Source organism: Roseomonas rosulenta, assembly GCF_016106005.1.
Classification (GTDB): domain Bacteria; phylum Pseudomonadota; class Alphaproteobacteria; order Acetobacterales; family Acetobacteraceae; genus Neoroseomonas; species Neoroseomonas rosulenta.
This window is the reverse complement of the sequence record NZ_JACADR010000015.1, coordinates 23,890-34,649: the sequence shown is the minus strand read 5'-3', so window position 1 is coordinate 34,649 and position 10,760 is coordinate 23,890. Positions and strand designations below refer to the sequence as shown.

At 70.0% G+C, this 10,760-nt stretch carries 12 protein-coding genes and 1 tRNA gene; 10 read left to right on the top strand and 3 right to left on the bottom strand.

Annotated elements, in window-relative coordinates:
• Positions 1 to 142 precede the first annotated feature (142 nt).
• Positions 143 to 571, top strand: a complete 429-nt coding sequence (locus HW578_RS27690; RefSeq protein WP_369407817.1) for an ATP-binding protein — start codon at positions 143 to 145, stop codon at positions 569 to 571.
• 126 nt (positions 572 to 697) lie between these two features.
• On the opposite strand, the gene HW578_RS04175 is transcribed toward HW578_RS27690, so the two are convergent.
• Entirely contained in the window at positions 698 to 1,267 is a 570-nt protein-coding gene (locus HW578_RS04175; RefSeq protein ID WP_198369273.1) for a tyrosine-type recombinase/integrase, read from the bottom strand.
• 25 nt (positions 1,268 to 1,292) lie between these two features.
• Positions 1,293 to 1,985 (bottom strand): integrase arm-type DNA-binding domain-containing protein, encoded by a 693-nt coding sequence (locus tag HW578_RS04170; RefSeq protein ID WP_198369272.1) that lies wholly within the window; start codon positions 1,983 to 1,985, stop codon positions 1,293 to 1,295.
• Between the two features lie 116 nt (positions 1,986 to 2,101).
• On the opposite strand from HW578_RS04170, the gene HW578_RS04165 reads away from it, so the two are divergent.
• The 9 genes from HW578_RS04165 (at position 2,102) to HW578_RS04125 (ending at position 9,556) form a co-directional block, all read left to right on the top strand.
• Positions 2,102 to 2,175, top strand: a tRNA-Ser gene (locus HW578_RS04165).
• 149 nt (positions 2,176 to 2,324) lie between these two features.
• On the top strand, positions 2,325 to 2,807 hold the full coding sequence (locus HW578_RS04160; RefSeq protein WP_232478642.1) for a MarR family winged helix-turn-helix transcriptional regulator: 483 nt from the start codon (positions 2,325 to 2,327) through the stop codon (positions 2,805 to 2,807).
• Positions 2,788 to 3,927 carry an HlyD family secretion protein gene (locus tag HW578_RS04155; protein WP_198369270.1) on the top strand — a complete coding sequence of 380 codons (1,140 nt, stop codon included), beginning with the start codon at positions 2,788 to 2,790 and terminating at the stop codon, positions 3,925 to 3,927. The genes HW578_RS04160 and HW578_RS04155 overlap by 20 nt, the downstream gene beginning before the upstream one ends.
• Positions 3,920 to 5,506, top strand: a complete 1,587-nt coding sequence (locus HW578_RS04150) for a DHA2 family efflux MFS transporter permease subunit (protein WP_369407816.1) — start codon at positions 3,920 to 3,922, stop codon at positions 5,504 to 5,506. The genes HW578_RS04155 and HW578_RS04150 overlap by 8 nt, the downstream gene beginning before the upstream one ends.
• Before the next feature lie 31 nt (positions 5,507 to 5,537).
• A complete protein-coding gene (locus tag HW578_RS04145) occupies positions 5,538 to 6,038 on the top strand; it encodes a GAF domain-containing protein (RefSeq protein ID WP_198369269.1) in 501 nt (166 codons plus the stop codon).
• A gap of 16 nt (positions 6,039 to 6,054) precedes the next feature.
• Complete coding sequence (locus HW578_RS04140) at positions 6,055 to 7,020, top strand: Bug family tripartite tricarboxylate transporter substrate binding protein (protein ID WP_198369268.1); 966 nt, start codon at positions 6,055 to 6,057, stop codon at positions 7,018 to 7,020.
• Positions 7,021 to 7,083: 63 nt separating this feature from the next.
• On the top strand, positions 7,084 to 7,884 hold the full coding sequence (locus HW578_RS04135) for a crotonase/enoyl-CoA hydratase family protein (RefSeq protein WP_198369267.1): 801 nt from the start codon (positions 7,084 to 7,086) through the stop codon (positions 7,882 to 7,884).
• A 1-nt stretch (position 7,885) separates the two neighbouring features.
• The gene (locus tag HW578_RS04130; protein ID WP_198369266.1) at positions 7,886 to 8,731 is read left to right on the top strand and encodes an SDR family oxidoreductase; all 846 of its coding nucleotides are present in this window, start codon (positions 7,886 to 7,888) and stop codon (positions 8,729 to 8,731) included.
• A gap of 12 nt (positions 8,732 to 8,743) precedes the next feature.
• Positions 8,744 to 9,556, top strand: a complete 813-nt coding sequence (locus tag HW578_RS04125) for an enoyl-CoA hydratase-related protein (RefSeq protein ID WP_198369265.1) — start codon at positions 8,744 to 8,746, stop codon at positions 9,554 to 9,556.
• Here HW578_RS04125 and HW578_RS04120 read toward each other — a convergent pair.
• Positions 9,543 to 10,760 (bottom strand): CaiB/BaiF CoA transferase family protein, encoded by a 1,218-nt coding sequence (locus tag HW578_RS04120; protein ID WP_198369264.1) that lies wholly within the window; start codon positions 10,758 to 10,760, stop codon positions 9,543 to 9,545. The genes HW578_RS04125 and HW578_RS04120 overlap by 14 nt on opposite strands.

Genomic DNA, 10,760 nt, shown 5'->3' with positions numbered 1-10,760 from the left:
ACACCGCCATCAGCGCCCCGACCAGGATCCCTCAGCACCGTGATCCCCGCCATCCCCCCGCGTGGCGGGCGACCATGCACCGCTCTACGGCCACGCATGCCAGCATTCGGGGTTTCTGGAGGCGTCCGATTCAGGCCAGAGCGTGGACCTCGGCATCTACCTCAGCCAAATCGCCTCGGCAGTGATGCAGGCTCATGCCGTCGAAGGGGTTCGGCTCAACCTGAAAGTCGATACTTGGCCGGTGTCGATTAACGTAGCTATGCCGGCGGGCCTCGTGGTGAACGAGGTGCTGACGAACGCGTTGAAGCACGCCTTTGTCGGTCGCAGTGGCGGCACCATCACGCTGCATAGCCTGGTCGATGGCGAGGGCTGCCAAGTCCTCGTTATGGATGATGGCATTGGCTTACCGCCGGGCACGACGTGGCCCACCTCGGGCAGGCTGGGTGCCCTGATCGTTGAGTCGCTGCGGAAAAATGCCGGTGCGACGGTGGCGGTCACGACCTCAGCAGGGAGGGGCCTCCGTGTGGCGATCCAATTCGCACGCGCGGACGCGGCGCCGGAAGCAGCATAGGCGAGAGCGACGCGCGTCGTCTCCGACGCGTAACGCACGTGCCGACCTAAGCAGCGGCCTTCGTGCTACTGCTCTGGTGCTCACTACCGGGAAACCGGTCCAGCGCGGATAGCCGGATCAGCGGGATTAGCGGCCCCGCACCCCGGGAATCTGAAATGACGCCGCACCGCGCGCGGCCCGATGGGCGGCGAGGTCCGCGACATTCTCGGGGCTATCTTCCTTCCGAGCGGCGCAGCGCGCGACATGCTCGGCCCAAACCTTCAAGGCCGCTGCGCGCTCGGCTGCGTAGTCGTGGCGCTGATAGACGCGCGCCACAGTCGAGAGGGATGCAGGCTTGTGCGCCAGCAGCAGGTCCGCGACCACGGGGTTGAACCCCATCCCTGCGAGCGCGGAAACGCCCGTGCGGCGAATGTCGTGCAGGCGCCAGTCTGTCACCTTCGCGGCCTTGTCCAACGCCGCCTTCGCGCGGGTGAAACCACTCACGGGCGTCTTGCCGGTGGTGCTGAAAACCAGGTCCTGCCCCTTGATGCGCTTCACCGCGCGCAGCGCATCGCGCGCGGCCTCGGGCAGCGCGACCACGTGCGCCTGTCCGCGCTTCATCCTCGATCCGGGAATGGTCCACGTCCCGAGGTCGGCGGACAATTCCGACCAGCGCATCCCGGCGACTTCATCGCGCCGCGCCAGCGTCAGCAGCATGACCCGGAACCGCGGCCCCCACGGCTCACCCATGGCGGCGGCAGCGTTCCACACGCGGCCCGGTTTCCTCGGGCGTCAGGACGCGCTCACGGGCTTCTACGCCCGCGCCGATGGGGATTCCCTCAAAGGGGTTGCCGGCGACCTTGCCGCGCTTCTCTGCCCAGGCGTAGCAGGCGCGCGCATAGGCCAGCGTGCGGCCCGCCATGGCGACGCTCCCGGCCTTCAGCACGTCATCGAGCACGGCCACCGCCTCGGCCTTCGTCAGCCGCATGGCGGGGCGCTTCAAGTGCTTGGCGAAGGCATACTTGATCGCGCGCACAGCCTCGGCGGCGTAGCGCGGGCGCTTTGGCGCGAGGTGCAGTTTCGCCCAATCCCCCACCAGCGTTTCCAGCGTCAGCGCGGCCTCGGCCTTCGCCTTGATCGCAGCCTCGCGCTTTTCCAGGCGCACCGCGCGCGGGTCGATCCCCTTGGCTACCTCGCCAAGCCGCACGCCGGCGGCCTCGCGGGCTTTCTCGGTGGTGATGCTGCCCCATACGCCAAGAACCTCGCGGCGCTTAGCCTTCGTCGCGGGGTCGGTCCATTGCACCAGGAAGGTCTTGGTGCCGGCCTCGGTGGCGCGGACCCCCAGCCCCTTGCACTCGGTATCGAAGGCGATGCGGTCCTTGCGGCCCGGCTCGGGCTTGACGGCGGCCAGGTAGCGGTCGGTGAATTTCGGCACGGCGCAGACCCCGTTCTGCGGACCCCGCGGCTAGGTCCGCACCGGGTCCGCATGGCGGCTTGTGGCGACCACCTTATCGGCGGACCCAAGCAAAAACAAGGATTATGGCGAGTCATGGCGCGGCGTGGCGGCGGTTTTGCGCTGACTCTTAATCAGCGGGTCGTAGGTTCGAATCCTACGGCGCCCACCACTTTCGCCCGATCCGGCTAATCAGGAATGCGGCCTTGTGGACCAGGAGCAGCCGGGAGCCGCTTGGCCGTACAACCACCCGCTTGGCAGGCGCCTGATGTTTAGCGCCCTATCTATTCGCCGGCTCTGTTTTGGGTCTAACATCGTCCAATGCCCGATGGCCCCGGCCTGGCCCAGACGCGATGGCAGATCGGCGTTGCGATAGCCCAGATCGCGCGCCGATGGCGCTTGCGGCTCGACCAGCGGATCGCGCCCTTCGGCCTTACCGAAGCGCGTTGGCTCGTACTGCTGAGCCTCGCGCGCCGTGGCGACGGCGTGACCCAGAAGGACCTAGCGGCGCGCTTGGCAATCGAGGCGCCGACCCTGGTGCGGACGCTCGATTGGCTGGAGCGCGAAGGTTTCGTGGCCCGCCGCGCCGTGCCCCATGACCGCCGTGCCAAGACCATCCACCTGACGGCGACCGCGCGACCCATGGTCCTGCGGATCGAGGCCGAGGCCGCCGCGGTACGCGCGGAGATCCTGGCCGATATCCCCGAGGAAGACCTCGCCTCCTGCCTCGAGGTGCTGCAGCGCGTGGCGGAAGGCCTTGCCCGGATCGAGGAGGGCCCGACCGGTGGATATCGGCCCCGCTAGCACCCCTGCTGCATCGATCGCCGCCCCGCGACGCGTCGCCCGGCGAAGGCTGCGCATCGCAGCCGCCGTCACCGCGTTCCTCTGCGTCATCGCCGGCGGCGGGACTTGGCTGCATCGGCAGTTCACGACGGTCTTCGTCGATGATGCGCGGATCGCCGCCGACATGGTCGCACTCGCCAGCCGCCTGCCGGGATGGGTGACGGAACTTCGCGTGATCGCCGGCGACACGCCGCGCGGTGGTCAGGTGGTCTTGCGGATCGACAGCCGCGAGGCGGAGCTGACGCTGCGCGAGATCGAGGCGCGCCTCGAGGGCATCGCCGCGCGCCGCGCCGAGCTTGAGGCACGGCTCGGCATGGTGGACCGCCAGACCGGCAGCCAGCAGGACGCGCAACGCGCGCGGCTGGAAGCGGCGCGATCCGCCCTGCCGGCAGCCGAGGCGGAGCGGCTCTATGCCGAGGGCGAATTCGCCCGCGCCGGTCAGCTGATGGGCACCGGCAGCGGCACGCGCCAGCGCTACGAACAGACGCGCTCGCTGCTCGAGACCGCGACGCAACGCGTGCTCGCCGTCTCGGCCGAGATCCGCAATGTCGAGGCACAGCTTGCCAATGCCGGCGCAGCGCGCGAGGAGCTGACCGTGCTGCGCCGGCAGCTCGATGCCATGGGTCCGCTGCAGCTGGAGCTCGCCGCACAGCGCGACCGCATCGCTCTCGAGATCCGCGACCGCACAATCACGATGCCCTTCGACGGCGTGGTCGACCGCGTTTTCGTCGATGCCGGCGAATACGTCACGCCCGGCCAACGCCTGCTGCTGGTTCACGACCCGGCGCGGGTTCGCATCGAGGCGAACGTCAAGGAAACCGAGATCCGCTACTTCCGCCCCGGCGCGCCGGTGCGCATCCGTGTCGACGCCTACCCGTCCCGCCGCTTCGAAGGCACGGTCGAGCGCGTGGGCGCGGCCGCGACCAGCGAATTCGCCCTGCTGCCGAGCCCCAACCCATCGGGCAACTTCACCAAGATCACGCAGCGCCTGCCGGTGCGCATCGCGCTGGCGCCAGGCGATGCTGACGGGCTGCTGCGCCCGGGCATGATGGTCGAGGTGAAGGCGCTGGCGCGTGAGTGAGGCCGCTGCCGGGCCGGGCTGGTCCGGCGCCTGGGCGGGGCCTGGCATCGCCGAGCTGCAGGCGCGCTGGGGCCAGCCCTATCGCTGGCTGGTGACGCTGGCGGCGATGATCGGCACCGTCGCCACCATCCTGTCGGCCACCATCGTCAATGTCGCGCTGCCACAGGTCATGGGCGCCTTCGGCATCGGGCAGGACCATGCGCAGCTGATCGCAACCGCCTTCCTGGCCTCGGTCACGGCGACGATGCTGCTGAATGGCTGGCTGGTGGACAGCTTCGGCTGTCGGCTGACCTATGCCGCCGCGATCGTGATGTTCGTGGCGGGGTCGATCGTCTCCGGCTCGGCGCCGAACGAGGGCGTGCTGATCGCCGGGCGCGTTATGCAGGGTGCGGCGGCCGGGATGGTGCAGCCGCTTGGCATGCAGATCATCTTCCAGGTGTTTCCAGCGGATCGGCGCGGTTCAGCCATGGGCCTCTACGCCGTGGGCGTGGTGATGGCGCCCGCGCTGGGCCCGACGCTTGGCGGCGTGATCGTGGACGAGTTCGGCTGGCGCGCGGTGTTCTTCCTGGGCGTGCCCTTTGCCTTGCTCGGGCTGCTCCTGGGGCTGGTGTTCCTACCTGGGCCGGCGCGCGAGGGCGCGCGGCGGCGCTTTGACGGGCCGGGTTTCGCCTTACTGGTGATGGCGCTGCTGGCGCTGTTGACCGGCCTTGCGAGCGGCCAGCGGGAGGGCTGGAGCTCCGATCGCGTGGTGGTGGAGCTCTGCATCGCTGCAGCGGCTGCAATCGGCTTCGTGCTTTGGGAACTGCGCAGCGATGCGCCGATGTTGAACCCACGGCTGTTTGCCGTGCGCGGCTTCGCGTGCTCGGCGGCTGTAGGCGTCGTGTATGGCGCGGCGCTTTTCGGTTCGACCTACCTCGCGCCGTTGTTCGTGCAGACGATCCAGGGCTACACCGCCACGCGCGCGGGGCTGCTGCTGATGCCCGCTGGGCTGGCCATGGTGCTTGTCTTCCCGATCGCGGGACGCATCGCCGACCGCGTGCCCCCCTTCGGGCCTATCGGCGTGGGGCTGGTGCTGTTCGGCCTCTCGGCCTGGCTGATGACCGGCATCGGCACCGACACGCCCTTCTGGACCTTCGCGCTCTGGATCCTGGTCGGGCGCATCGGCTTCGGCCTGGCGATGCCGAGCATGAATGCCGGCGCGCTGCGCGCGCTGCCGCCGCGCTGGGTTGGGCAGGGGTCGGGGGCGGTGAACTTCGCGCGGCAGTTCGGCGGGGCGATCGGCGTGAACCTGCTCTCGATCCTGCTCGAACGCCGCACGCAACTGCACGCGCAAGCGCTGACCGCGACCCAGGAAGGACGCGGCGCCACCCGCGAGGTGCTGCAGGAGATCGAGCGCGTCCTGGCGCAGGACGGCATCGCCGAGGGCATGCGCCAGGCCATGGCGCAGGATTACCTCGGGCAGATGCTGCTCTCGCAGGCGAGCATGCTCGCCTTCCGCGACACCTTCCTCGCCGTGGCGCTGATCTGCCTGCTGGCGCTGGTGCCGGTCGCGATCATGCGGCGCCGGCCGGTGGGGTGAAGTTCGTCGCCGGCTGCGCTATGCCGCCCACATGACCAGCACCGACACCGTGTCCACCCTTACCAGTGCAGCCGCCGCGCTGGCTCTGCCCGACCAGCCCGGCGCGCTGTTCGCGGCCTTGGAGCAGGCGACGTACCGCGCCATCGGCCACCGCCTGTTCACCGTGATGCGCCACGACGCCGCGGCCGGGCGCAACCGGCGCGCGCATAGCAGCGATCCGGCCGCCTATCCGGTCTCCGGCTACAAGCCGGTCAACTGGGACCATCCCTGGACTCGGCGCGTGCTGGTGGAGGGCACGCCCTGGATCGGCGCTGGCCCTGCCGACATCGCCTGGGCCTATCCAGATCACGAGAAGATCGCCGCCATGGGCCTGACCACGGCGATGAACCTGCCCGTGCGCTGGGCCGGGCGTACGCTCGGCACGGTCAACCTGCTGCGCACCGCGACCCCTTTCACCGAGGCCGATGCCACGATCGGCACGGTCTTCGCATCGCTGGCCGTGCCGGCGCTTCTTGCCATCGACGCCGCCTGATTCCGTGGAGATTGCCATGACATTGCTGCACCGCCGGGCCCTGCTCGCCGCTCCCGTCCTTATCGCCGCGCCAGCGTTGGCGCAGACAGCCTTCACGCGTCCGATCCGCCTGGTGATCCCGTGGGCGCCGGGTGGGACGACCGATATCCTCGGGCGCATCGTCGCCGAGCCCCTCGGCCAGGCGATCGGCCAGCAGGTGGTGGTCGAGAACCGCACGGGTGCCAGCGGAAACATTGGCTCCGATCTGGTGGCCAAAGCCGCACCGGACGGGCACACGATCCTGTTCGGGTCGATGTCGACCCACGCGATGAACCATGCGCTGATGCGAACCATGCCCTTCGACGGCGTGGCCGACTTCACGCCGCTATCGATGCTGGGCTTCGCAGTGAACACGATGGTGGTGCATCCCTCGGTACCGTCGCAGACATTGCCAGAGTTCATCGCCTACGCCCGCGCGAACCCTGAGAAGATTGCCTACGCTTCGGCCGGGCCGGGCTCGACCAACCACCTCTGCGCCGCGCTGTTCGAGAACATGACCGGCGTGCGCATGGTCCACGTCCCGTATCGCGGCGGACAGCCGGCGGTGACCGACACGGTGGCCGGCCAGACGCAGCTCTTCTTCAGCGCGGCGACGCAGACCATGCCGCATGTCGAGGGCGGGCGGCTGCGCCTGCTGGCGGTGACGGAGGCGACGCGCTGGTCCCGCCAGCCGAACATTCCGACGGTGGGCGAGGCGGTGCCCGGCTACGAGATGGCCGTCTGGTATGGCGCCTTCGGTCCCAAGGGCATGGCGCCCGCGCTGCAGCAGCGCCTGAACGCGGAGCTCAACCGCGTGATGACCCTGCCCGAGGTGAAGGACCGCCTCGCCGGCATGGGCGTGGAGGTCGCGCCTGAGAGCACCGACGCCTTCGCCCAGCGCCTGCGCGCGGACGCCGAGAAGTGGGGCGCGCTGATCCGTCGCCTCGGCATTGAGGCGAGCTGAGCGCGGGTTGCGGCACCCGCGGGCGCGTTCCATCCTCCGCCCCCTGACACTGGGGAAACGCCGATGGACACGCCGCTGAAGGTCGAGATCGAGGAGGGCATCGCCCTCCTCACCATGAATCGCGCCGAGACGCGCAATCCGCTCGACCCCGAGATGCAGGATGCGCTGCTCGACACGCTCTCCGCCCTCGATGCCGGGCAGGAGGTGCGCGTCGCGATCCTGACCGGCGCGGGCACCGCCTTCTGCGCCGGCGGCAATGTGCGCCGCATGGGCGAGGCGGCCAGCGGTGCCAAGGAACGCACGCCCGCACAGGCGCGTGGCTACTACCGCTGGGGCATCCAGCGGCTGCCGCGGCTGCTCGAGAACCTCGAACTGCCGGTGATCGCGGCGGTGAACGGGCCGGCCATGGGGGCCGGCTGCGACCTCGCCTGCATGTGCGACCTGCGTATCGCCGGCGAGAGCGCGCGCTTCGCTGAGAGCTTCGTCAAGCTCGGCATTATCCCGGGCGATGGCGGCGCGTGGCTGCTGCCGCGCGTGGTGGGTTTCGCGCGCGCGGCCGAGATGGCGCTGACCGGCGACACGCTGAGCGCGCAGGAGGCGCTGGCCGCGGGGCTGGTCTCGCGCGTCGTGCCCGATGCCGAGCTGATCCCGGCGGCGAAGGCGCTGGCCGCGCGTATCGCCGCCAACCCGCCGCAGGCGGTGCGCATGGCCCGTCGCCTGCTGCGCGAGGCCTGGAACAACCGGCTCGACACGGTGCTGGAGATGTCCTCGGCCATGCAGGCCGTGGCGCATACCACCGAGGACCATAAAGAAGCGCTGGCGGCGATGCGGGAGAAGCGCAAGCCGACCTACAAGGGCGCCTGAGATGGCCTTCGCGCCGGGGCTGCTGGCCGGACGCCGCGCGCTGGTGACCGGCGGCGGCACGGGGCTGGGGCGCAGCATCGGCAGGCGATTCCTCGAACTTGGCGTGTCGCTGGCGATATGCGGGCGACGCGCCGCGGTGCTCGAGGCGACGGCCGAGGCGTTTCGCGCGGACATCCCCGGCGCCGTCGTCACGACGCACGCCTGCGACATCCGCGATGCCGCAGCGGTCGAGGCGATGCTCGATGATGTCTGGCGCCACGGCGCCGCCGACATCCTGGTGAACAACGCCGCGGCGAATTTCCTGGCGCAGACGCACCGGCTTTCGGCACGCGCGGTGGACGCTGTACTGGGCACCACGCTGCACGGTGCAGCCTACTGCACCATCGGCTGCGGCAGGCGCTGGATCGAGGCTAAGCAGCCAGGCGTTGTGCTGTCCATCCTGACGCTCTCCGCGCTGCAGGGCGGCGCCTTCACCGCGCCATCCGCCATGGCGAAGGCGGGCTTGCTGGCGATGACGCAGAGCCTGGCCGTGGAGTGGGGCCCGCGCAGCATCCGCCTGGTGGCGATCGCACCCGGTACCTTCCCGACCGAGGCGGCCGTGGCGCGCCTTCGCCCCGGCGGTCTCGGACACGCCGGCGTGCCACTGCGCCGCGCGGGCAGGCACGAGGAACTGACCGATCTCGCGGCGTTCCTGGTCTCCGACCATGCTGGCTACATCACCGGCGAATGCGTAGTGGCCGATGGCGGACGGCGGCTTTTGGGCGGTGCGCGCGCCGGCGCGCAGGAGATGCTGGACTGGACCGATGCGGACTGGGCCGCGCAGCGCGCCCGCACCCCCGCGCGCTGAAGGACGCGAGCGATGCCCTTCGCGGAAATCGCCTACGACGTCGCTGATCGCATCGCGACCATCACGCTGAACCGGCCGGAGAAGCGCAACGCCTGGTCGCCCGAGACCGAGGCGGAGGTGCGCGATGCCTTCGCCCTGGCGGCGGAGGACGCCGCCGTCCGCGCCATCATCCTAACCGGCGCGGGCAGCACCTTCTGCGTGGGTGCCGATGTCACGCGTATCGCCGGCGGTCGTCCGCCGCCGCCGCGCTTCGTCGGCGTCACGCCGCCACCTGGCGGTGACCCACCGGTCGAGGATCTGTCGCGGCGCTACAGCTACATCCTGAACATCGGCAAGCCGGTGTTGGCGGCGATCAATGGCGCGGTCGCCGGCGTGGGCCTCGCGGTGTCGCTCTATTGCGACCTGCGCTTCATGGTGGCGGGCGCGAAGCTTGCCGCGGCCTTCCCGCGGCGCGGGCTGATCGCCGAACACGGCAGTGCCTGGATGCTGCCGCGGCTGATCGGGCCGATGAATGCGGCGGATCTGCTGCTCTCCGGCCGTACCATCACGGCGGAGGAGGCGCAGGCCATGGGCCTGGTGCGGGTGCTGCCCGCCGAGGGGTTCCGTGACGCGGTGCGCGCCTATGTCACCGACATGGTGGAGAACTGCTCGCCGCGATCGCTGCGCGTGATCCGTCGGCAAATGGCGCTGGCGCCGCTGCAGTCGCTGTCCGCCGCGATCGAACTTGCGGAGAGCGAACAGGCCGCGACGATCGACACCGAGGACCGGCGCGAAGGGGCGCGCGCCTTCCTCGAACGCCGCAAGCCGAACTTCACGGGGCGTTGAAGCGCGGCCCCAGACCACCGGCGTCGCGCAGCGCCTCGCGTTCCGCTTTCGTCATGCCGAGCAGGTCGCCCAGCACTTCGCTCTCGTGCTGATTGAGGAAGGGGCTCGGCTCGAAATCCGGCGGGGGCGCGCCTTCGATGCGCAGCGGCGTGGCGGGCAGCACGACGCGGCCGACCTCGGGATGGTCCACCCAACGCAGCATGCCGCGTTCGTGCATGCCGGGGTCTTCCAGCACTTCCTCGAGCGTGCGGACGGGTGCGGCGGGCACGCCGTGCTGTCGCGTCAACGCTTCCAGCTCCGCGCGCGTGTGGACGGATGTCCAGGCAGTGACCATGCGGTCCACCTCGGCCATGTGCTTCACGCGGTCGGGGTTGGTGCGGAAGCGCTCGTCGCCGATCAGCGCCTGCTGGCCCATTGCGCCGAGCAGCCGGTCCCAATGCCCCTCGGTTACGACGATGATGGCGATCCAGCCATCCTTCGCCGGATAGACATTGTAGGGCGCCATCGCCATGCCGGCATGGCTGTTGCCGGTGCGCGGCGGCACGTCCTTCTTCAGCATGCCGCCGAAATGCATCCCGATCGCCGAGGCGAGGGTGGAATACGACGCATCCTGCATCGCGACCTCGACGAAGGCGCCCTTGCCGCTGCGTTCGCGTGCGAAAAGCGCTGTCATGATCGCGCCGTACAGGTGCGTGCCGCCGAGGAAATCGCATACGGTCGGGCCGGCCTTGGTCGGCGGGCCGTCCGGGAAGCCCGTGGTGTGCATGACGCCGACCGCCGCCTGCACCGTGAGGTCCATCGCCAGGCGGTCGCGGTCGGGTCCGGTCTGCCCATAGCCCGACCCTGCCGCGTAGATGATGCGCGGGTTGCGCTTCAGCAGCGCCTCGTGCCCCAGCCCGAGCCGATCCATCGCGCCAGGGGAAAAATTCTCGATCACCACATCGGCGCGATCGACCAGGCGCAGGAATACCTCGCGCCCCTGTGGGTTCTTGAGGTCGAGCGACAGGCCGCGCTTGTTCGAATTCAGCATTGCCATCGGCACCGACCCGCCGGCGACCATGGCGCGCCGGCGCAGCGGCTCGCCGTTGGGCGGCTCGATCTTGATAACGGTGGCCCCCGCCATCGCCATCAGGAAACCGGCATAGGGGGCCTGGTAGATATGCCCGAGGTCGAGGACCAGCACGCCCTCGAGCGGCCGCGACAT

Excerpts from the sequence above, each read along its gene's own strand:
- HW578_RS04175 (WP_198369273.1), bottom strand. The coding sequence starts at position 1,267 with ATGCTGCTGACGCTGGCGCGGCGCGATGAAGTCGCCGGGATGCGCTGG.
- HW578_RS04160 (WP_232478642.1), top strand. The coding sequence starts at position 2,325 with ATGCCCGATGGCCCCGGCCTGGCCCAGACGCGATGGCAGATCGGCGTT.
- HW578_RS04145 (WP_198369269.1), top strand. The coding sequence starts at position 5,538 with ATGACCAGCACCGACACCGTGTCCACCCTTACCAGTGCAGCCGCCGCG.
- HW578_RS04140 (WP_198369268.1), top strand. The coding sequence starts at position 6,055 with ATGACATTGCTGCACCGCCGGGCCCTGCTCGCCGCTCCCGTCCTTATC.
- HW578_RS04135 (WP_198369267.1), top strand. The coding sequence starts at position 7,084 with ATGGACACGCCGCTGAAGGTCGAGATCGAGGAGGGCATCGCCCTCCTC.
- HW578_RS04130 (WP_198369266.1), top strand. The coding sequence starts at position 7,886 with ATGGCCTTCGCGCCGGGGCTGCTGGCCGGACGCCGCGCGCTGGTGACC.
- HW578_RS04125 (WP_198369265.1), top strand. The coding sequence starts at position 8,744 with ATGCCCTTCGCGGAAATCGCCTACGACGTCGCTGATCGCATCGCGACC.
- HW578_RS04120 (WP_198369264.1), bottom strand. The coding sequence starts at position 10,760 with ATGTCGCGGCCGCTCGAGGGCGTGCTGGTCCTCGACCTCGGGCATATC.